This window comes from Streptomyces sp. NPDC053079 (assembly GCF_044546695.1).
GTDB lineage: Bacteria > Actinomycetota > Actinomycetes > Streptomycetales > Streptomycetaceae > Streptomyces.
Genome location: NZ_JBITZJ010000007.1, coordinates 199,901 through 219,878, shown reverse-complemented (window position 1 = coordinate 219,878; position 19,978 = coordinate 199,901). Strand labels below are relative to the sequence as shown.

Genomic DNA, 19,978 nt, shown 5'->3' with positions numbered 1-19,978 from the left:
CGCGGCGGCGCGTGGGCGGCGTGTTAGCGTCGCGGGGTTTGCTCGGCTCAGCCCGAGCATGCGTGAAAATGAGGGGGAAAGACCAGGGACGGGGAGAGCCGCAGTGACCACCGTGGGGCCGGCGCGGGCCGGAAAGCCGGGAGAACCCGGTAGTGAGGGCGACGCCGCCGGTACACCGGATGCCTCCGTCCCCTCGCATGCGTCCGGGCCGGCCGGCGCATCCGCCGTCTCCGCGGCGACCGGTGCCGTGAAGCCCGCGTGGCGGCGGCCCTCCTGGGCGGTCGTGCCGGGACACCGTGGCGGTGGTCGGCTCCAGGCGCTCAGCGGGACCGTGCCGGTCACCCTGTTCGCCGCGGCCGTGCTGCACGTGGTGTGGGTGTGCCTGTTCGCGAACAGCGGCGGCGACCTGGCCGCTCAGGACGCCTGGGCGGAGTTCGCGCTCCAGCACCCGGCGTCGGCCTACAACCTCGCCTGGTACGGCGGGATGCACCCCGTCTCGTACAGCGTGATCTCCCCGTATCTGATGGCCCTGCTCGGCGTGCGCACCACGATGATGATCGCGGGCACGCTGTCGGCCGGGCTGATCGCCCTGCTGCTGGTGCGCAGCCGCGCCGTGCGGCGGCCGCTGTGGCCGGCCCTGTACGGCGCGTTCGCGCTCACCTGCAACGCCATCTCGGGGCGGGTGACGTTCGGGCTCGGCATGATGTTCGGGCTGGCGGCGGTGGCCACGATCTTCGCGTGGCCGGTGCGCTGGCGCTCGGACGGCCGCTACCGCTGGGCGCGGGCCGCGCTGGCGGGGCTCATGGCGGCGCTGGCGACGGCGTCGAGCCCGGTGGCGGGCCTGTACGTGGGCGTCGTGGCCGCGGCGCTGTGGCTGGGCAAGCGGCGCCCGGCGGCGTACGCGCTGGGGGTGACCCCGGTGCTGGTCGTGGCGCTGTCGGCGTGGCTGTTTCCGTTCTCCGGGCAGCAGCCGATGGCCTTCGCGTCCGCCATCCTGCCCCTCCTCGCGGGCGTCTTCGGGATGACGATGACGCCCTCCTCCTGGCGCACGGTGCGGATCGGGTCCGCCCTCTACGTGCTGGGGGTGCTGCTGGTCTGGCTGATCCCCTCGCAGATCGGTACGAACATCTCCCGGCTCGGCATGATCTTCGGCGGTGTGGTGCTGGTCGCCGCGCTGACCGAGGTGCAGGTGCCGCCCCGCGCCGAGCTGCTGAGGCGCGGCCGGGTCTGGACCGCGACCGTGCTCGCCGTGCTGACCTGCACGGTCTGGCAGATGGCCAACTCCATCAGCGACATCGTGCACACCACCCCGGCCGCCTCCTGGGCCCGTGCGCTGGCGCCCCTGGTGGACCGGCTGCAGAAGGTCGACGCCGCGCGCGGCCGGGTCGAGGTCGTCCCCGCGCGCAGCCACCGCGAGGCGTCCGCCCTGGCCCCGTACGTCAACCTCGCGCGCGGCTGGAACCGGCAGGCGGACCTCAAGCGCAACCCGCTCTTCTACGAGGAGGGCATGCTCACCCCGGCCAGCTACCGCGCCTGGCTCAGCCGCTGGGCGGTGCACCACGTGGTGCTGCCCACCGGTGAGCCGGACAACGCCGCCGTCGAGGAGGCCAAGCTGGTCGGCCAGGGCCTGCCGTACCTGCGGGAGATCTGGTCGGACGCCAACTGGCGGCTGTACGAGGTCAAGGACCCCACCCCGCTGGCCGAGCCCCCGGCGATCGTGGAGCGCGCGGACGCCGGCGAGCTGACGATCACCGTGAACCAGGCGGGCCCGGTGCTGATCCGCATCCCCTACTCGCCGTGGCTGGGCCTGATCGACAAGTCCGGCAAGGCCGTACAGCCGCCGAAGGCCGGGCCCGGCGGGGAGCCCCCCGTCAACGTCAACGGATGCCTGACCAAGCAGGTCCAGCCTCCGAAGGACGGCGCGCCGGAGGACGACTGGACGCTGCTGCGCGCCCCGCACGCCGGTACGTACCGGATCGCGGCCCCGTACAAGCTGCCGCGCGGCACGGGCTGTCCGGACGACCTGGCGCGCTAGACGCCGAGGCCGTGGTCGAACGGGTGACCGGGAGTAGCCTCCCGGTCACCCGTTCGCCGTCTTCCGGCGGGTCCGTCCGGATGATCTCGCCCCACCCCGGATGACCTGCTCGTTCGGCCCTCTGCCAGGCCGTGGCGGGCGTCGGTGGCCCAGGGCCGTCGGGGTGCGGAGCCCGCGGAACGCGGTTTCGCTCGGCAGGAGAGGAGCGCGGAATTCCGACTCCTGCTGCGGCACATCGGCGTGCCGCGTCCGCGCTCACGGAGGAAGCATGCGTACAGCACGAGTGCTCACCGGGGCCGCCCTGACCATAGCCGCGCTGGGGCTGCCGTACGTCCCCGCGCTCGCCGACTCCTTCGGGAAGCTGGAGATCAGCCCGAGTACCGTCCGGCCGGGCGCCACGGTCACGGTGAGCACCAGCGCCTGCGGAGCCGACGGCCGCGGCACGGGTGACGCCAGCGCCGTGGGCGGCCCGTCGTCGTTCGAGCTGCGGCCCGGCACGGGCGCCGAGGTCGTCGTCGGCCAGTTCAAGGTGCCCGACTCGGCCAAGCCCGGCACCTACGGCATCGGCGCCAAGTGCGACAACGGCAAGGAGGCCACCGGCGACCTCACCGTCTCCACCAGCGCGTCCTCCGCCCCGGCGTCCGCCCCGGCCTCCGTCATGCCGAGCACCCCGGCCTCGCCCCCCATGGGCGGCGTGAAGACGGGCGTCGGCGGTACGAGCGCGAGCTCGGGCACGATCGAGATCGTGGCCGGCGCGGCCGTCCTGGCCACCGTCGCGGTCGCCGGCACCGTGTTCCTGCGCCGCCGCGGCGGCGGCAGCAACCGGGTCTGACCGAGGGCCGTCCCCGTGCCGGCCGGTCCGCCCCTCGGTCCCCGGACGCGCGCACTGCGCCCGGGGGCCGGGGACGGCCGGGGGCCCGAGCGGTGGCGGAGGCCGGGCGGGCCGCAGCCCGCGGGCGTCCGGCTGCGCAGCGCCTACCTGGGGGGCGCCGCCCCGGCGCGGTGGACGCACCCGGCGGGTCCGGCGCACATGGCGCGGCAGGCGCGCGAATCGCGCCGCAAGAGCGTGCTCGCCGCAGTCCTCGCGGTCGCGGTGCTGGCGGCCAGCTGGCTCATCGAGCACGGCGCGAAGGACCAGGCGCCGCCCCCGCAGCCCTCCAAGGCCGAGGCCTTCCCCACGCCCGGCGAGCCCCTGCTGGCCCCGCCACGGCGCGAACGGTCCGTTCCGCCCCTGCCGTCGGCCGTGCCCACGCGCGTGAGCATCCCCGCCATCCGCGTCGACGCGCCGCTGACGCCCCTGGGGCTGCTGCCGGACCACAGTCTGGCCACCCCGCCGGACGCGGAGAAGAACCTCGCCGGCTGGTACGCGGGCGGCCCCGCTCCCGGCGCCGCCGGCACCGCCGTCGTGGCCGGGCACGTCGACACGGAGAACGGGCCCGCGGTCTTCTACAACCTCGGCGCCCTGAAGAAGGGCGACACCGTGGAGATGGCCCGCGCGGACGGCCGCACCGCCGTCTTCACGATCGACGCCATCGAGGTCTACGACCGCGACCGCTTCCCCTCCGCGAAGGTCTACGGCGCCACCGGGCGGGCCGAGCTACGGCTGATCACCTGTGGCGGCGGCTTCTCCCAGGAGGAGGACGCCTACCTCGGCAACGTCGTGGTCTACGCGCACCTGACGTCCGTACGGCAGACGCCGCAGCTGATGCGCGGCTAGGCCCCCGGCCCTGCTTTCAGTGCTCCTCCCAGGGCGGCTCCTCGTCCCAGGAGGGCTCCTCCTCGGGCCACGGTGCCTCGTCCCCGGCGCGGGGCGCCGCGGCGGGGCGGGCGGCGGGCTGCCGGGCGGCGGGCGCCGCCGCCCTGGGCGCCGGAACGGATGCCGCCGCGGGAGGGACGGGCGCATCGGCCGGCGCGGGCTGCTCCTCCTGCCGGGGAGCGGGCAGCTTCGCCAGCACGTCGAGGATGGGCTGCCCGTACTTGGCCAGCTTGCTCTCGCCGACACCGCTGACCGAGGACAGCTGGTCGAGCGAGCCCGGCAGGGCCGTGGCGATCTCGCGCAGCGTCGCGTCGTGGAAGATGACGTACGCGGGCACGCCCTGCTCCTTCGCGGTCGCCGCCCGCCAGGCGCGCAGCTCCTCGAAGACCGCCGCCGCGGCCGGGGACAGATCGGCGGGGGCCGCGCGCTTGCCCGTACCCGCACCGGCCGACTTGGCCGCCCGCGCGGCACGGGCCGGCTTCTCCGGCTCGCGCCGCAGCGGCACCTGGCGCCGCGAGCCCAGCACCTCGGCGCTGGCATCGGTGAGCACCAGCGTGCCGTACTCGCCCTCCACCGCCAGCAGCCCCTGCGCCAGCAACTGCCGCACCACGCCCCGCCATTCCGCGACGCTCAGCTCCGTGCCGATGCCGAAGACGGAGAGGCCGTCGTGGTCGTGCTGGATGACCTTCGCGGTCTTCTTGCCCAGCAGGATGTCGATGATCTGGCCCGCGCCGAACTTCTGCCGCCGCTCCCGGGCCAGCCGGAACACCGTGGACAGGAACTTCTGCGCGGCGATCGTGCCGTCCCAGGTGACGGGCGGCGTCAGGCACGTGTCGCAGTTGCCGCACGAGGCGTCCTGCTGCCGCTGCCCGAAGTAGGCGAGCAGCTGTCCCCGGCGGCACTCCACCGTCTCGCACAGGGCCAGCATCGCGTCGAGGTGGGTGGCGAGCCGGCGGCGGTGCGCCTCGTCGCCCTCCGAGCCGTCGATCATCTTGCGCTGCTGGACCACGTCCTGCAGGCCGTACGCCAGCCAGGCCGTCGACGGCAGCCCGTCACGCCCCGCGCGGCCGGTCTCCTGGTAGTAGCCCTCGACGGACTTCGGCAGGTCCAGGTGGGCCACGAAGCGCACGTCCGGCTTGTCGATGCCCATGCCGAAGGCGATCGTGGCGACCATGACGACGCCGTCCTCGCGCAGGAAGCGGGCCTGGTTGGCGGCGCGCGTGCGGGCGTCGAGGCCCGCGTGGTACGGAAGCGCCTCGACGCCGTTCTGCGCCAGGAACGCGGCGGTCTCCTCCACGCCCCTGCGCGACAGGCAGTAGACGACGCCCGCGTCGCCCGCGTGCTCGGTGCGCACCAGCTCCAGCAGCTGCTTCTTCGCCTCGTTCTTCGGCGCGATGCGGTACTGGATGTTGGGGCGGTCGAAGCTGGCGACGAAGTGCCGGGCCTCGCGCAGGTTCAGCCGGGCCGCGATCTCGGTGCGCGTCGCGTCGGTGGCTGTCGCGGTCAGCGCGATGCGCGGCACGTCCGGCCAGCGCTCGTGCAGCGCGGACAGCGCCAGGTAGTCCGGGCGGAAGTCGTGCCCCCACTGGGCCACGCAGTGCGCCTCGTCGATGGCGAAGAGGGAGATCTTGCCCCGGTCGAGCAGCCGCAGCGTGGCCTCCACGCGCAGCCGCTCCGGCGCCAGGTAGAGCAGGTCCAGCTCGCCCGCGAGGAACTCGGCCTCCACCATGCGGCGTTCGTCCACGTCCTGCGTGGAGTTCAGGAAGCCGGCCCGCACCCCGAGCGCGCGCAGCGCGTCGACCTGGTCCTGCATGAGCGCGATCAGCGGCGACACCACGATCCCGACGCCCGGCCGGACCAGCGCCGGAATCTGGTAGCACAGCGACTTGCCGCCACCGGTGGGCATCAGGACGAGCGCGTCACCGCCGGCCACGACATGCTCGATGATCTCTTCCTGCTCGCCGCGGAACGCGTCGTACCCGAAGACGCGGCGCAGGCAGCGCAGGGCATCGCTGCCGATCTCTGCTGGGGGCTGTGTGGGGTCGGCCATTTCAGAAGTCTACGAGCCGCCACCGACAAAGCCGGGTGGATCAAGAAAGGCCACCGGTACCGGGCGCCGCGGCGCCCGGTGGGTCAGGCCACGTCGATCCCGTACTCCCGCACCAGCGCCTCCAGGCCGCCCGCGTAGCCCTTGCCGCCGATCACGAAGTCCCAGTCGCCGCCGGCCCTCCGGCGGAACGACCCCAGCACCAGCGCGGTCTCGCCCGGCCGCCCGTCGGAGACCTCCAGCTGCCCGAGCTCGGCGCCCGAGGCGTCCGCGAGCCGGATGCGGGCGCCGGTGAACCCCGAGAGATCGGCGTCCGGATCGACCGCCGGGTCTATGGCCGCGACGAGCACGAGCCGGTCGGCGGGGGAGGGCAGCGCCTCGAAGGCGACGTGGAGGGCGGCCTTGTCGGCGGGGGAGGGGTCGACGGAGCGCACGGCTCCGTCCGGGGTCTGCCGGTTGTTGTAGAAGACGAAGTGATCGTCGCTGAGGACGCGCGAGCCCTCGCAGACGAGCGCGCACACGTCCAGCGCGACGCCGCCGGCCCAGGACATGCCCAGCACGTTGTGATCACCGGCCGGCCCGGGCTCCTGCCGGGCGGCGGGAGCCGTACGGGCGCCTCCGCCGAGCCGCCCCCGCAGCCCGTGCCGCGCCAGCAGCTCCACCAGCTCCTCGCCGGACACCAGCGTCAGCGGCTTGCCGTTGGCGAAGGCGTACGAACCCGGCCCGAACCCCGAAGTCGTCACCAGGACGCCCTTGTTGGCCCCGGCGCCCTGCACCGTCCCGTACAGATCGCGCACGGCCGTCGGCGGCACCGTCTTGCGGTACCGCTTGACCTGCACGATGATCCGGCCGCCGCTGATCGGGTCCGGGTCCAGGGTCTCGACGTCCACGCCGCCGTCGTTGGAGCGCTGCGTCATCACCGCCTGCATCCCGCGGGCCCGGAACAGCTCGGCGACCAGCGCCTCGAAGGCCACCGGGTCCATCTCGAAGAGGTCCGGGTCGTCGCCCCCGCCGTGCGAGACGACCCCCCGGCCCACGTCGTCGGGCTGCCGTCCCGGCCGCACGGCGGCCAGCTGGTCCGGGCGGGCGGACAGCAGCCCGCCGAGCCCCTCGGTGAGGCACTCCACGGCGCTGACCTGCTCCAGGTGCAGAGTCGCGAAGACGGCGCGGGAGACGGTGGCGGAGGCCAGGACGATCCGGGCGGGCCGTCCCGTCGCCGGATCGTGGTCGTCGGTGAAGCCGTTGAGGACCACGGACTCCAGCGTTCCGAACTCGTCCGCCGCGAACAGCTCGCGCAGCGCCAGCAGCACGCACTGCGCCAGCACGTCGCGGTAGACGGCCCGCCGCTGGGTGACCGGCCGGGCGATCTCCTTGTGCTCGTCGGCGTTGACCATGTACCGCACCGACTTCGTCTCCGGGACGATGCCGAAGCCCGGCAGCTCCCAGTTCAGCACCAGCTGCCGGGGCGCCGGGTCGTACGCGGCCGATATCTGGTGCGGGAAGTCGTCGGGCCAGGCGCCGGAGGCGTACAGGGCGGCGGAGAAGTACTCCACCACCGCCTCCGGGTCCGCCTCCCGCAGCGCCGCCACCATCTCCGTGATGCCGGCGTTGTACTCCCGCGTCTGCGCGAGCGTGGCCGCGGCCCACTGGTCGTACTGCTGCCGGTAGGCGGCCAACTGCCGCAGCCGCTGCGCCTCGGCGGCCTGCGCCGCGTGCCAGTCGCTCTCGAACTGCGGCCGGTTGCCGCGGTAGCGGAAGTCATAGGGATCCGGCATGGCCACGGGCTGCCCCAGATGCCCCGGAGCGAACGGCTCCAGCCGCTCGGAGCGCGCCAGCGCGCCCGCGCTGAACGCGGGCGCCCGGCAGCCGGCCGCCAGCAGCCCCTCCAGCGCCTCGACGCGCGCCTGGAGTTCATCGGTCCGCTGCCGCGCCTCGGCCTCGCGGGCCTGCCGGTACGCGCGCTGACGCTCCCGGTCCTGCCGGGCCAAGTCCCGCTCGTACGCCCGCTGTTGCCGCTCCAGCTCGCGCTGCTCGGCCGCCGCCGCCCGCTGCCGGGTCTCGTGCTGACGCTGCTGCTGCCGCTGCGCCTCGGCCCAGATCCCCATCAGCCCACTGGAGCGGCGACTCATGGCTGCGTTCCTCCCCCGACGACGTTCGGTGCCCTGCCGACTTTAGTCGCCCGTACGACAAAACGATCACCGCATCGCAAATGTCCCCCCATGCGGAAGAGCCCCTCCGCGGGCTTCGCGGAGGGGCTCTTCGGCGGTGCCCCCGGGCAGATTCGAACTGCCGACACCCGCTTTAGGAGAGCGGTGCTCTATCCCCTGAGCTACGGAGGCGGGGCAGCCGTCAGTGTAGCGGGTGCCCTGCCCGCGGGGGCAGGGCGGCGGGTCACGGTGACGCGCCAGGCGCCGGCCGGGGTGCGGCCCAGGACGTCGATGGTGACGCCGGCGGCGGTGCAGCGCTGGCCGGTGCGGTAGGGGGCGTCGGTGAGGGCGGCGGTGACGTTGGGGTCCTTGGTGTAGCAGCCGGCGCTGGCGGGGGTGGCGTCGGAGGCGCGGATGGGGGCGGAGCCGGAGGGGAGGTCGGCGGCGACGGAGGAGACCAGGACGCCGGGGCGGCAGACGGCGTGGTCGAGGCGGCCCGGGGCACGGGCCTCGAGGGTGATGGCGCGGGTGGGGGAGAGCGGGACGACGACCAGCTTCACGCCGCCCGCGACCGAGGTGGGGGTCAGGGTGAAGGTGCGCACGCCCAGGCCCGGCAGACAGCGGACCTGGGAGGGGGCCAGCCAGCCCAGCTTCCACTTGTGCCAGGCGAGGAAGTCGTTGGAGGGGCCCCAGTCCTCGTCCATCGGGTCCCAGTGGCCCACGGGGGTCTTCACCGCACGGCCGCGGCCCGTGTAGTAGAGGTCGGGCAGGCCGAAGCTGTGGGCGTTCTCGTGGCTGAGGACGCGGTAGGGGCTGTCGCCGGTCTGCCGGCTCCAGATGAAGGACACGTTCTTCACGGGGACGCCGTCGTCGGTGTCCAGGCCCGTGGACGCGCCGGCGAAGGTGACCGAGCGGACGTCCTGGGTCGCCGGCGGGCCCGCGTTGGGGGTGGCCAGGACGTTGATGAGGTCGAAGCGGCGGAAGTCGACCATGTGGTCGGCGGCGTCGAGGATCTCCCTGGTGATGGCGTGGTAGCCGGCGTCGCTGCGCGGGTCGAAGGAGGAGCCGCGCCGGATGCCGTACGAGCGGTACGGGCGCGCCATGCGGATCCAGCCGTGCACCGGCGTGGAGCGGTAGTCCAGGCGCCCGTAGGAGCTCGCGCGGTAGTAGTTCGGGACGGCGGGGAAGAACTCGGCGTACCGCTGCCGGGTGGAGATGCGGGCCGGGGCGTCGGGGAAGTCGATGAAGAGGGTGACGGCCCGCACCGTGCCGCTGGAGCGGGCGTAGCCGCGCGGGGTGCGCGCGCCCTCCGAGACGCCCGGGGTCAGGGTGCGCAGGGCGCAGGGGCCGGAGGGGGCCCGGCCGGCGAGGGAGAGTCCGGGGGGCGCCTTGGCGGCGCGGACGGGCTCCGCCTCCCCGGCCCGCGAGGGCGGCGCGGGCGAGGTGAGGGCGAGTGCCGTGGCCGCCACGGCCGCGATGGCCAGGGGTTTCATGCCGGTCACCTCCAGGGCGGGCGGCCGCCTGCCCCGGGCCGCGCATCGTGTTCACCCTGTTCCCGGCCGGCACCGGTGCGCGTCCTGGACTGCGGCAGATGGAGGCGTCGACTCCCACGTCCGGCGGTGTGAGCCGGCTCACAGCGAGTGGCGAAATATCCGGGGAGGTTCTCCCCGTTTAACTGAGCGTTCCTGTCAAACGGGGAGCGGATCCCCGTTTATCACTTGTCTCACGGAAAGGAGCGCCGGCCGTGCCAGACGCGCCGCAGCCCCGCCTCCGCGCCGACGCCCTGCGCAACCGCGAACGGATCATCGCGGCCGCCCGTGAGGCGCTGGTCGAACACGGGGCCGAATCCTCGCTCGATGAAATCGCTCGACGCGCCGGGGTCGGAAATGCCACGCTGTACCGGCACTTCGCGGACCGCCGCGAGCTGATCCATCACGTCACCCTCTCCGTCATGGCCCGCATCGCGGACCGGGCCGAGAGCGCACGAGCCGAGGAGCACGATGCTTTCCTGGCGCTGAGGCGCTTTGTCCACGCCGCGGCGGACGAGCGGATCGGGGCGCTCTGCCCCCTGCTCGCCGAGGGCGTCGACAAGGACCACCCCGACCATGTCGAGGCACGCGACCGGCTGGAAAGCGCGATCGAGGCGTTGATGGCCGCCGCCCGTGATTCCGGGCAACTGCGCTCCGACATCGCCATCGGTGACCTGATGGTGGCCATCACCCAGCTCACCAGGCCGCTGCCGGACACCGGCTGCATGGACTTCGACCAGTTCGTGCACCGGCACCTCCAGCTGTTCCTGGACGGCCTGATGACGCCCGCCCGGTCCCAACTCCCCGGATCGCCCGCCACGCTGGAGGACCTGCGCCGCAAGTTCCCGTCCTCCGCCCACGACTTGTCCCACCGGTAGTACACACCGCACTTCGCTAGGTAGGCCACGCATGCCCGATCTGACCACGCAACCCGACCCCAGGCGCTGGAAAGCGCTCATATTCATCGCCCTGGCCCAGCTCATGGTCGTGCTCGACGCGACCATCGTGAACATCGCGCTGCCCTCGGCCCAGACCGACCTCGGCATCTCGGACGGCAACCGGCAGTGGGTCATCACGGCCTACGCCCTCGCCTTCGGTGGCCTGCTGCTCTTCGGCGGCCGCGTCTCCGACCTGTGGGGCCGCAAGCGTGCGTTCGTCGTCGGCCTGATCGGCTTCGCGGCCGCCTCCGCCCTCGGCGGCGCCGCGGTCAACACCGGCATGCTGCTGGGCGCCCGCGCCCTGCAGGGCGTCTTCGGCGCGCTGCTCGCGCCGGCCGCGCTCTCGCTGCTCGCCGTGCTGTTCACCGAGGCCAAGGAGCGCGCCAAGGCGTTCGGCATCTTCGGTGCCATCGCCGGTGCCGGTGGCGGCGTCGGCCTCATCCTCGGCGGCCTGTTCACCGAGTACCTCAACTGGCGCTGGACGTTCTTCGTGAACATCCCCTTCGCCGTCGTCGCCGCGATCGGCGCGATCGCCGTGATCCACGAGCCGGCCGGCAGCCGCAACCCCTCGAAGCTGGACGTCCCCGGCGTCATCCTGGCCACCCTCGGCCTGGTCTCGCTGGTCTACGGCTTCACCCGCGCCGAGTCCGACGGCTGGACGTCCGGTGCCACCATCGGCCTGTTCGTCGCCTCGGCCGTGCTGCTGTTCGCGTTCGTGGTCGTCGAGAAGAAGGTCAAGGCCCCGCTGCTGCCGCTGCGCGTGCTCACCGACCGCAACCGCGGCGGCGTCTACGTCTCCCTGGGCCTGGCCGCCATCGCGATGTTCGGCCTGTTCCTCTTCCTGACCTTCTACCTGCAGGTCGTCCGCGGCTACTCGCCGGTCAAGACCGGTCTCGCGTTCCTGCCGATGATCGCCACGATGATCGCCGGTTCCACGCAGATCGGCACCCGGCTGATGACCCGCGTCCCGGCGCGCTGGCTGATGGGCCCGGGCTTCCTGCTGGCCGCCGTCGGCATGGTGCTGCTCACCCAGATCGACCTGGACACCTCGTACACCTTCGTGGTGCTGCCCGGTCTGCTGCTGATGGGCCTCGGCATGGGTACGGCCTTCATGCCGGCCATGAGCCTGTCCACCTACGGCGTCCAGGCCCGTGACGCCGGTGTCGCCTCGGCGATGGTCAACACCTCGCAGCAGGTCGGCGGCGCCATCGGCACCGCGCTGCTCAACACCATCGCCGCCAGCGCCACCACGGACTACTTCAAGTCCCACATGGAGCCCGGCGCGAACCAGAAGGTGCTCACCTTCCAGTCGATGGTGCACGGCTACTCCACCGCGGTGTGGTGGGCGGTCGGCATCCTGGCGCTGGCCGCGCTGATCGCGGTCGTCTTCGTCAACGCCGGTCACCAGGGCGGCCCGGCCGCCGCCTCCGGCGACGGCGAGAACGTCGAGGACCTCGTCCCGGTGATGGCCCACTGAGGCCCTCGCCGCGCCACCCGTGATCCTTGTGGGCCCCCGCCGTCACCGGCGGGGGCCCACGCGCGTACTCCCGCTCAGCGCAGCCAGGGCAGGTCCGCGCCGGCCGGCTGCAGGCCCGTCGCGATGATGCGGCAGGCCTCGCCGAACTGGGCCGCCTGCTCCGGCGTGAGGCGGTCGAAGACCGCCGCGCGGACGGCCGTCACATGGCCCGGCGCGGACCTGCGCAGCATCTCGAAGCCCTCGTCCGTGAGGACGGCCAGCTGCCCCCGCTTGTCGGAGGGGCACTCCTCGCGCCGCACCCAGCCGTTCTTCTCCAGCCGGGCGATGGCGTGCGAGAGCCGGGAGCGGGTGATCTTGGCGTGCTGGGCGAGCTCGGTCATGCGCATCCGGCGGCGCGGTGCCTCGGAGAGCTGGACCAGCAGCCCGTAGTAGATGTGCGGCATGCCGGCGTCGCGTTGCAGCTGCCGGTCGAGGTGGTCCTCCAGGAGCGTGTAGGCGTGCATGTACGCCCGCCAGGTGTCCTGCTCTGCTTCGGTGAGCCAGCGGGGTCCGGCCTCGGCCCCCGGGGCCTCCGCGGCTGCCGCGCTCTCCGCGGGTCGGTTCGTCATGACATCCACTGTTCCACTCGCCGGTTCTCGTGCTTCCGCAGGCTGATGCTTGAAGTTTCAATAAGGTGGAGTTAAGGTCGGGGTCGAGCTTAGAGCTTGAGAGTTCAAGCAACGCTCGCAGGACCCCCACCAGCACCCCGAGGAGGCTTCCCGATGCAGGTCACCGGCGCCCAGGCCGGCGGGCGCATGCCCGCCCTCTACCTCTCGCACGGCGCGCCGCCCCTCGCGGACGATCCGCTGTGGCCCGGCCAGCTCGCCGCCTGGGCCGCGGACCTGCCCCGCCCCTCCGCGATCCTGATGGTCTCCGCCCACTGGGAGGAGGCCCCGCTCGCCCTGGGCGCCACCGAGGCCGTGCCGCTCGTGTACGACTTCTGGGGCTTCCCGGAGCGCTACTACCGCGTGCGGTACGCGGCTCCGGGCGCCCCCGCCCTCGCCGAACGGGTGCGCAAGACGCTGCGCGGCGCCGGCATGCCCGTCCAGGATCTGCCCGAGCGGGGGCTCGACCACGGCGCGTACGTCCCCCTCGTGGAGATGTACCCCGACGCGGACATACCCGTGCTGCAGATGTCGCTGCCCACGCTCGACCCGCGGCGGCTGCTGGAGGTCGGGCGCAGGCTCGCCCCGCTGCGCGACGAGGGCGTGCTGATCGTCGGCAGCGGCTTCTTCACCCACAACCTGGCCGCGCTGCGGCACGCGGGCACCGCCCCGCCCGCCTGGTCGGCCGAGTTCGACGCCTGGGGGCGCGAGGCGCTCGGGCGGCAGGACGTCGACGCGCTGCTGGACTTCGGGAACAAGGCCCCGGCGGCACGGCTGGCTCATCCGCGCACCGAGCACTTCGCGCCGCTCTTCGTCGCCCTGGGCGCCGCCGAGGGGGAGTTGGGCGGCCAGCGTTCCGTCATCGACGGCTTCTGGGGCGGTCTGGCGAAGCGCTCGGTGCAGTTCGGATAGGGCTCCGGGGTCTCCTGGACCGTGCGGCCTGCCGTACAAGTGCCTGTAGGTGCCATGCAGTTCACGCTAGGCGGGTGGGCGCGCATGCGGAACCGTCCATGGTCCTACGACCGGTCCGCGACGTTCCCGGCCGGTATGCGACCGGTCGGGGGCGGATCGGGACCGGTGCATGCCCGTCAGTGCTCGTGCTCGTAGAAGACGTAGTACGCCACCAGGCCCATGCACAGGCCGAAGACGAGCCCCATCCCGGCCGAGCGCAGCACCGAGACCTCCGTCAGGCTGCGCAGGAAGCCGATGCTCGCGCCGAAGAGCGCGCCGAACGCGGCCGCCCGCACCTCCGTGATCATCCTGTCGCGCCCGCGGATCAGCGCGAGGCCCAGGCCCATGGTGACCAGGGCGGCCACCAGCCCCAGCAGCCAGCCGGAGAGCTCGGAGAAGCCGTTGTCGTGGGCCAGGAAGACGGTGTAGAGGCCGAAGACGACGCCGCCGACGACGGGGACGGCCCACGTCCAGCGCTCGGTGCGCTCGCCGTAGTGGACGTGACCCGTACGGGGGACGGGGCCGGGGCCCTCGTGGGCGTGGTGCCGCCCGGGCATGATCGAGTGCGTGGACATGAGGGCTCCTCTCACTCACCCCCGCCCCACCAGGGCACACCCGCCCCACACCCCGGGCAACTCGATCACCTGACCGGGTGGCCCGGTTCAGGCCCCGCCGAGCGTCCGCTCGTAGTGCGTCACGTCCCAGTACCGCCCGAACTTCCGCCCCACCTCGCGGTACGTCCCCACGACCGAGAAGCCGAAGCGCCGGTGCAGCCGGTCCGAGGCCGGGTTCGGCTCGGTCACGCCCGCGTACGCGCGGTGGACGTCCTCGGCGGCCAGCGCCTCGAAGAGCGCCTCGTACAGCAGCGTGCCGATGCCCCGCCCCGCCGCCCCGGGCGCGCAGTACACGCTGACCTCGACGGAGGTGCTGTAGGCGGCCTTGGCGTGAAAGGGACTGCTGGTCGCGTATCCCAGAATCCGGCTTTCCGGGCCTTCCGTGGCAACCAGAAGCCGGTACGGGCCGTCTTCGGAGTAGGAGAGCAGCCACCGCCGGCGCTCCTGCGGGGTGAACGGGGTGACGTCGAATGTGATGGCCGTCTCACGGACGTAGTGGTTGTAGAGCTCCGTGAGGGCCCCGAGGTCGGCTTGGGTACCCGGCCTGACCTGCACTTCCCCTGGCTGCGACGGCATGCGACCCCCCTCTGTGGCCGGACAGGGTACTGCATGATCACAAAAAAGAAGACGCATCAGGGGAATTCTGTCCGGATTCCGGCCGTTCTTTACTTCGGATGGGGCGCCCGCCCGGGTGTCCGGTCCGTCCCGCGACCGTCTCATCGCAAGGGAGCACGCATGGCAACCCGTGCCGTCGCCCGTCGTCAGACCACCACCAAGGGCGCTGACGAGGCAAGCAGTGTTCGCGCCACAGGCGGGGAGATCGCCGATCGCGACCTGGTCGGCATGTACCTCGACGAGATCGCGCGTACGCCCCTGCTCGACGCCGCCAAGGAGGTCGAGCTGTCGCAGACCATCGAGGCGGGCGTGTACGCCCAGCAGATACTCGACGGCCTCGAGGACGGCGGCGCCAAGGCCGGCGAGGCCTCCCGCGAGGAGCTCGAGGCGCTGGCCGCCGAGGGCGCCCGGGCCAAGGACGTCTTCATCAAGTCCAACCTGCGCCTGGTCGTCGCCGTCGCCCGCCGCTACCCGCGCAGCGGCCTGCCGCTCCTGGACCTGATCCAGGAGGGCAACGCCGGCCTGGTGCGCGCGGTGGAGAAGTTCGACTACACCAAGGGATTCAAGTTCTCCACGTACGCCACGTGGTGGATCCGCCAGGCCATCACCCGCTCGATCGCCGACCAGTCCCGGACGATCCGGCTCCCCGTCCACCTGGTGGAGGAGCTGGGCCGCATCCGCCGGGTGCAGCGCGAGTTCAACCGCGAGAACGGCCGCGAGCCCGAGCACGCGGAGATCGCCGCCGAGCTGGGCACCACGCCCGAGCGCGTCGGTGACGTGCTCGACTGGGCCCGCGACCCGGTGAGCCTGAACATGCACGTGGACGACGAGGGCGAGACCCAGTTCGGCGACCTGCTGGAGGACACCTCCGCCGTCTCACCGGAGCAGTCGGTCATCGCACTGCTGCGCAGCGAGGAGCTGGAGGGGCTCATCGGGCGCCTCGACCACCGCACCGCTTCGATCATCAAGGCGCGCTACGGCATCGAGGACGGCCGCGAGCGGACGCTCACCGAGGTCGGCAAGCAGCACGGCCTCACGCGCGAGCGCATCCGGCAGATCGAGAAGCACGCGCTGCTGGAGCTGAAGAAGATGGCCCATGACACTGGTTTCGACGCGGCGGCGTAATTGGGCATAACCTAGTCATAACCCCCTAGAGCGGGCCCCGGCGCACTCCCCCCCTTGCGCCGGGGCCCTTTTTCTTCTCCTGCCTTCCCGGTGGGGCGGGCCCCGGCGGGTCAGGCCACGGCGGTCGGGCCGGCGGCGCGGCTGATGCGGGCGCCCAGCTCACCCAGATGCTCGACCAGCTCCCGGGGTTCGTGCGCCTCGAACTCGCAGTCCACGAGAGCGAGCCGGAAGGCCACCCACTCCAGCGAGTCGGACGTGGTGACGTCCAGCCGGCAGGTGTCGTCATCGGTCCGTACCGGCGTGCCCAGCCACTGCGGCAGCCGGGCCGCCACGAACTCCACCGGAGCCCGGAACGTCGCCACGACGCGGTACGTGGGCTGGAGCCGGGCCATGGACCGCTTCAGGAACTCCGACGCGTCCGCCACCGGCAGCTCGCGCGGGGTGAAGCGCGCGCCCGTGGCGAACGGCTCGCTCACCCGGTCGACCCGGAAGGTGCGCCAGTCGTCGCGGTCGATGTCGTAGGCGACCAGGTACCAGCGGCGCCCGGTGCTGATCAGCCGGTGCGGCTCCACCAGGCGCTTCATCGACGTGCCGTCGCCCTTGCGGTAGGCGAAGCGCAGCCGTTCGTTGCCGGTGGCGGCCGAGGCCATGGCGGTCAGGGTGTGGGGGTCGACGGTCGCGCCGTCCCCGCCGGTCAGGGGCACCATCGCCGCCTGCAGCGCGGAGACGCGGTGCCGCAGCCGGGACGGGAGCACCTGCTCCAGCTTGGCCAGGGCCCGCACGGACGCCTCCTCGATGCCCTCCACGGCGTGGCCCGCGCCCGCCCGCAGGCCGACCGCGATGGCGACCGCCTCCTCGTCGTCCAGCACGAGCGGGGGCAGGGCGGCTCCGGCCGCCAGCCGGTACCCACCGTCCGCTCCCATCGTTGCCTGTACGGGGTAGCCGAGGTCGCGGAGCCGCTCGATGTCCCGCCGGATCGTGCGCGGACTGACACCGAGCCGCTCGGCGAGCTCGCTGCCGGGCCATTCGCGAGGTGTCTGGAGGAGCGACAGCAGATTCAGCAGCCGTGCCGGGGTGTCGGTCATGCCGTCCAGGTTGCCAGCGATCTAGGACACGTACTGACCTATACGCGGGTTAGCTTTTGGGACGACCCCGGCGAACCATCAGGAAGGCAGTACCCCTGTGACCACCACAGCGACCACCGATCCGCCCCTTGAGGGCGCCGCCGACCGCCGCCGCTGGCTGGCGCTCGCCGTGGTGATGACCGCGTCGTTCATGGACCTCGTCGACGTCACCATCGTCAACATCGCCATGCCGAGCATCCAGCAGGACATCGGCGCCTCCTTCAGCATCCTGCAGTGGATCACCGAGGGCTATGCGCTCGCGTTCGCGGCCGGACTGATCACGGGTGGGCGGCTCGGTGACATATACGGGCGCAGACGGGTCTTCCTGCTGGGCATGGGCGGCTTCACGCTCGCCTCGATGCTCTGCGGTATCGCCGGCGACCCGCAGCTGCTCGTCGCCGCCCGCGTCCTGCAGGGCGCGACCGCGGCCCTGATGGTGCCGCAGGTGCTGGCCATCGTCCACGCCACCTTCCCCGCGCACGAGCGCGGCAAGGTCTTCGGCATGTTCGGCGCGATCGTGGGCCTCGGGGCCGTCTCGGGGCCGATCCTGGGCGCCCTGCTCACGCAGTGGAACCTCTTCGGGCTGGAGTGGCGGCCCATCTTCCTGGTCAACCTGCCGGTCGGCATCGCGGGCCTGATCCTCGGCCGCACCTTCATCTCCGAGTCCAAGGCGCCCCAGGCCCTGAAGCTGGACCTGGTGGGCGTCGTGCTGGCGACCGGCGGCGTGCTGATGCTGCTCTACCCGCTGACCCAGGGCCGCGAGCACGGCTGGCCGCTGTGGGGCAACCTCTGCATGGCCGGCAGCGTGCTCGTCTTCGCCGCCTTCGTCCTCTACGAGCGCCACAAGACCTGCAAGGACGGGTCGCCGCTGGTCGAGCTGTCGCTGTTCAAGGTCAAGAGCTTCGCCGCCGGCATCGGCGTGGAGCTCGCCTTCGGCATCGCCTGCGGCATCTTCTTCCTGATCTGGACCCTGTACATGCAGATCGGGCTGGGCTGGAGCCCGCTGCGCGCCGGCCTGACCGGCATCCCGTTCTCCATCGGCGTGTCGGTGGCCGCCGGCATCTCCGTGCAGAAGCTCGTACCGCGCTTCGGGCGCAAGGTGCTGCAGGCGGGCGCGGTGGCGATGATGGCCGGCGTCATGCTCTACATCTGGGAGTCCCACCACTTCGGCACGGACATCCAGCCCTGGCAGATGGCGCTGCCGCTGATCGTCATGGGCCTCGGCATGGGCCTGATCGTCGCGCCGCTGACCGAGACGGTCATCGCCAAGGTGCCCCAGGAGCACTCCGGTTCCGCGTCCGGGCTGATAAACACCACGCAGCAGCTCGGCAACGCCGTGGGCCTCGGCCTGGTGTCGGTCGCCTTCTTCAACGCGCTGGACGAGCGCGCGGTCGCCCAGGGCCGCGCCGGACAGGCCTTCGGGGAGGCGTTCCGCCACGGCATGTGGTGGGTCGCCGGAGTGCTCGCCGTGGTGCTGGCGCTGATGTTCGTCCTGCCGCGCAAGTCCGCCGCCCCCGCCCCGGCCGCCGAGGGCGAGCCCGCGGAGCCGGCCAAGGAGCCCCTGGCCGCGCACTGACGCACCCCGGTCCGCACGGCCCTCCCGTCGGCCCCCGCCCGCACCCCGGGCGGGGGCCGACGGCTTTGTACGGCACGGCCTTCCGGCGCACAACGCGCGGCGTGCGGGGGCAGCGGTGACAATCGCCCTATGAGCGAGGACTCGCCGCCCGCCCGGCCGCCCTCCGGCCTGCTGCGCCGGATGACCGAGCGCGGCCGCGACGAGGAGCACCGCACCGCGACACCGCTGGAGCTCTTCTTCGACCTGTGTTTCGTGGTCGCGGTGGCGCAGGCGGGCCGGCAGCTGGTGCACTCGCTGGCCGAGGGACACCCGGGCCACGGCATCCCCGGCTATCTGATGATGTTCTTCGCCATCTGGTGGGCCTGGGTCAACTTCACGTGGTTCTCCTCCGCCTACGACACCGACGACGCGCTGTACCGCGTGGTGACGCTGGTGCAGATCGCCGGGGTGCTGATCCTGGCGGCGGGTATCCCCCGGGCGTTCAACGACAGCGACTTCTCCCTGGTCTGGTTCGGCTATCTGGTGATGCGGCTGGCGCTGGTCTCCCAGTGGCTGCGCGCCGCACGCGCCTCCACCGGCGCGGAACGCGGAACCGCGCTGCGGTACGCCATCGGCGTCTCCCTCTGCCAGGTCGGCTGGCTGGGCGTGCTCCTGCTGCCCGATCACGCCAAGCCGTGGGTCTTCCTCGTGATGGCGCTCGTGGAGATGGCCGTGCCCGCGCTCGCCGAGCGGGGCCGGCCCACCGCCTGGCACCCGCACCACATCGCCGAGCGCTACGGCCTGTTCACCATCATCGTGCTCGGTGAGACGGTCGCGGCCGCCACGGTGGCCGTGCAGTCGGCGGTCGACGAGCAGGAGGCGCTGGACGCCCTGCTGCCGATCGCCGCGGGCGGGCTGCTGCTCATCTTCGCCGCCTACTGGATCTACTTCGCCGTGCCCATCCATCTCCACCTCGCCTCCAACCGTCAGGCGTTCCTGTGGGGTTACGGCCACTATCCGGTCTTCGGCTCGGCGGCCGCCATCGGCGCGGGCATCGAGGTGGCGGTCGAGCAGGTCATCGGCAAGGCCCACATCTCCGACGTCGCCGCGGCGGCCTGCGTCACCGTCCCCGCCGCGCTGTTCATGTTCTCCGTATGGCTCATCCACTCCCGCCACCACAAGCGCGGCCCCGCCCAGCAGTTGGTCCTTCCGCTCGCGGCCCTGGCCGTCCTGGCCTGCACCTGCGCGGGCGGTGCCGCTGCGGTGCTGCTGGCCGGGCTGGTCGGAGCGCTGACCGTGGCCCTGGGAGTCACGCTCGCGGCGAGGCGCCCGGAGAGCGGCACGGACGACCAGGACGACACGGGCGGCAGCGAGCCGTCCGAAAGGTCTCAACAGGCGGGCGGCGGTGCGTGATACGCATG

General features: G+C 72.7%; 16 protein-coding genes and 1 tRNA gene. 9 read left to right on the top strand and 8 right to left on the bottom strand.

Annotation, left to right across the window (positions count from 1 at the left end):
• Positions 1-58 precede the first annotated feature (58 nt).
• From ACIGXW_RS26245 to ACIGXW_RS26235, 3 genes are all read left to right on the top strand, one after another.
• The gene (locus tag ACIGXW_RS26245) at positions 59-2,035 is read left to right on the top strand and encodes an MFS transporter (RefSeq protein WP_399575256.1); all 1,977 of its coding nucleotides are present in this window, start codon (positions 59-61) and stop codon (positions 2,033-2,035) included.
• Between the two features lie 268 nt (positions 2,036-2,303).
• A complete protein-coding gene (locus tag ACIGXW_RS26240) occupies positions 2,304-2,867 on the top strand; it encodes a hypothetical protein (RefSeq protein WP_071965036.1) in 564 nt (187 codons plus the stop codon).
• Between the two features lie 198 nt (positions 2,868-3,065).
• On the top strand, positions 3,066-3,752 hold the full coding sequence (locus ACIGXW_RS26235; RefSeq protein WP_399575428.1) for a class F sortase: 687 nt from the start codon (positions 3,066-3,068) through the stop codon (positions 3,750-3,752).
• Between the two features lie 16 nt (positions 3,753-3,768).
• On the opposite strand, the gene recQ is transcribed toward ACIGXW_RS26235, so the two are convergent.
• From recQ to ACIGXW_RS26215, 4 genes are all read right to left on the bottom strand, one after another.
• Positions 3,769-5,841, bottom strand: a complete 2,073-nt coding sequence (gene recQ / locus ACIGXW_RS26230) for a DNA helicase RecQ (protein ID WP_399575255.1) — start codon at positions 5,839-5,841, stop codon at positions 3,769-3,771.
• A gap of 83 nt (positions 5,842-5,924) precedes the next feature.
• Positions 5,925-7,967 carry a restriction endonuclease gene (locus ACIGXW_RS26225; RefSeq protein WP_399575254.1) on the bottom strand — a complete coding sequence of 681 codons (2,043 nt, stop codon included), beginning with the start codon at positions 7,965-7,967 and terminating at the stop codon, positions 5,925-5,927.
• A 137-nt stretch (positions 7,968-8,104) separates the two neighbouring features.
• Positions 8,105-8,177, bottom strand: a tRNA-Arg gene (locus ACIGXW_RS26220).
• Positions 8,168-9,478 (bottom strand): M6 family metalloprotease domain-containing protein, encoded by a 1,311-nt coding sequence (locus ACIGXW_RS26215; RefSeq protein ID WP_399575253.1) that lies wholly within the window; start codon positions 9,476-9,478, stop codon positions 8,168-8,170. Before ACIGXW_RS26215 ends, ACIGXW_RS26220 begins: the two co-directional genes overlap by 10 nt.
• 251 nt (positions 9,479-9,729) lie before the next feature.
• Between ACIGXW_RS26215 and ACIGXW_RS26210 the strand changes: the two genes are divergently transcribed.
• Together ACIGXW_RS26210 and ACIGXW_RS26205 are read left to right on the top strand one after the other, a co-directional pair.
• Positions 9,730-10,392, top strand: a complete 663-nt coding sequence (locus tag ACIGXW_RS26210; RefSeq protein ID WP_399575252.1) for a TetR/AcrR family transcriptional regulator — start codon at positions 9,730-9,732, stop codon at positions 10,390-10,392.
• Between the two features lie 31 nt (positions 10,393-10,423).
• Positions 10,424-11,929, top strand: a complete 1,506-nt coding sequence (locus ACIGXW_RS26205) for an MFS transporter (protein ID WP_399575251.1) — start codon at positions 10,424-10,426, stop codon at positions 11,927-11,929.
• A gap of 74 nt (positions 11,930-12,003) precedes the next feature.
• Here the strand turns inward: ACIGXW_RS26205 and ACIGXW_RS26200 are convergent, their stop codons facing one another.
• On the bottom strand, positions 12,004-12,537 hold the full coding sequence (locus ACIGXW_RS26200) for a MarR family transcriptional regulator (RefSeq protein WP_071965029.1): 534 nt from the start codon (positions 12,535-12,537) through the stop codon (positions 12,004-12,006).
• A 153-nt stretch (positions 12,538-12,690) separates the two neighbouring features.
• On the opposite strand from ACIGXW_RS26200, the gene ACIGXW_RS26195 reads away from it, so the two are divergent.
• Positions 12,691-13,485, top strand: coding sequence for a dioxygenase (locus tag ACIGXW_RS26195; protein ID WP_399575250.1), 795 nt, complete (start codon positions 12,691-12,693; stop codon positions 13,483-13,485).
• Between the two features lie 176 nt (positions 13,486-13,661).
• Here ACIGXW_RS26195 and ACIGXW_RS26190 read toward each other — a convergent pair whose 3' ends face one another.
• Together ACIGXW_RS26190 and ACIGXW_RS26185 are read right to left on the bottom strand one after the other, a co-directional pair.
• Positions 13,662-14,099 carry a hypothetical protein gene (locus ACIGXW_RS26190; protein ID WP_399575249.1) on the bottom strand — a complete coding sequence of 146 codons (438 nt, stop codon included), beginning with the start codon at positions 14,097-14,099 and terminating at the stop codon, positions 13,662-13,664.
• Positions 14,100-14,186: 87 nt separating this feature from the next.
• Positions 14,187-14,714, bottom strand: coding sequence for a GNAT family N-acetyltransferase (locus tag ACIGXW_RS26185; RefSeq protein WP_399575248.1), 528 nt, complete (start codon positions 14,712-14,714; stop codon positions 14,187-14,189).
• Between the two features lie 159 nt (positions 14,715-14,873).
• Between ACIGXW_RS26185 and ACIGXW_RS26180 the strand changes: the two genes are divergently transcribed.
• Positions 14,874-15,878 (top strand): sigma-70 family RNA polymerase sigma factor, encoded by a 1,005-nt coding sequence (locus ACIGXW_RS26180; RefSeq protein WP_071965025.1) that lies wholly within the window; start codon positions 14,874-14,876, stop codon positions 15,876-15,878.
• 110 nt (positions 15,879-15,988) lie between these two features.
• Here the strand turns inward: ACIGXW_RS26180 and ACIGXW_RS26175 are convergent, their stop codons facing one another.
• Positions 15,989-16,963 carry a helix-turn-helix transcriptional regulator gene (locus ACIGXW_RS26175; RefSeq protein ID WP_399575247.1) on the bottom strand — a complete coding sequence of 325 codons (975 nt, stop codon included), beginning with the start codon at positions 16,961-16,963 and terminating at the stop codon, positions 15,989-15,991.
• A 97-nt stretch (positions 16,964-17,060) separates the two neighbouring features.
• On the opposite strand from ACIGXW_RS26175, the gene ACIGXW_RS26170 reads away from it, so the two are divergent.
• A complete protein-coding gene (locus ACIGXW_RS26170; protein ID WP_399575246.1) occupies positions 17,061-18,578 on the top strand; it encodes an MFS transporter in 1,518 nt (505 codons plus the stop codon).
• 129 nt (positions 18,579-18,707) lie between these two features.
• Positions 18,708-19,970 (top strand): low temperature requirement protein A, encoded by a 1,263-nt coding sequence (locus ACIGXW_RS26165; protein WP_399575245.1) that lies wholly within the window; start codon positions 18,708-18,710, stop codon positions 19,968-19,970.
• Positions 19,971-19,978: the final 8 nt, after the last annotated feature.

Excerpts from the sequence above, each read along its gene's own strand:
- ACIGXW_RS26245 (WP_399575256.1), top strand. The coding sequence starts at position 59 with ATGCGTGAAAATGAGGGGGAAAGACCAGGGACGGGGAGAGCCGCAGTG.
- ACIGXW_RS26240 (WP_071965036.1), top strand. The coding sequence starts at position 2,304 with ATGCGTACAGCACGAGTGCTCACCGGGGCCGCCCTGACCATAGCCGCG.
- ACIGXW_RS26235 (WP_399575428.1), top strand. The coding sequence starts at position 3,066 with ATGGCGCGGCAGGCGCGCGAATCGCGCCGCAAGAGCGTGCTCGCCGCA.
- recQ (WP_399575255.1), bottom strand. The coding sequence starts at position 5,841 with ATGGCCGACCCCACACAGCCCCCAGCAGAGATCGGCAGCGATGCCCTG.
- ACIGXW_RS26225 (WP_399575254.1), bottom strand. The coding sequence starts at position 7,967 with ATGAGTCGCCGCTCCAGTGGGCTGATGGGGATCTGGGCCGAGGCGCAG.
- ACIGXW_RS26215 (WP_399575253.1), bottom strand. The coding sequence starts at position 9,478 with ATGAAACCCCTGGCCATCGCGGCCGTGGCGGCCACGGCACTCGCCCTC.
- ACIGXW_RS26205 (WP_399575251.1), top strand. The coding sequence starts at position 10,424 with ATGCCCGATCTGACCACGCAACCCGACCCCAGGCGCTGGAAAGCGCTC.
- ACIGXW_RS26200 (WP_071965029.1), bottom strand. The coding sequence starts at position 12,537 with ATGACGAACCGACCCGCGGAGAGCGCGGCAGCCGCGGAGGCCCCGGGG.
- ACIGXW_RS26195 (WP_399575250.1), top strand. The coding sequence starts at position 12,691 with ATGCAGGTCACCGGCGCCCAGGCCGGCGGGCGCATGCCCGCCCTCTAC.
- ACIGXW_RS26190 (WP_399575249.1), bottom strand. The coding sequence starts at position 14,099 with ATGTCCACGCACTCGATCATGCCCGGGCGGCACCACGCCCACGAGGGC.
- ACIGXW_RS26185 (WP_399575248.1), bottom strand. The coding sequence starts at position 14,714 with ATGCCGTCGCAGCCAGGGGAAGTGCAGGTCAGGCCGGGTACCCAAGCC.
- ACIGXW_RS26180 (WP_071965025.1), top strand. The coding sequence starts at position 14,874 with ATGGCAACCCGTGCCGTCGCCCGTCGTCAGACCACCACCAAGGGCGCT.
- ACIGXW_RS26175 (WP_399575247.1), bottom strand. The coding sequence starts at position 16,963 with ATGACCGACACCCCGGCACGGCTGCTGAATCTGCTGTCGCTCCTCCAG.
- ACIGXW_RS26165 (WP_399575245.1), top strand. The coding sequence starts at position 18,708 with ATGAGCGAGGACTCGCCGCCCGCCCGGCCGCCCTCCGGCCTGCTGCGC.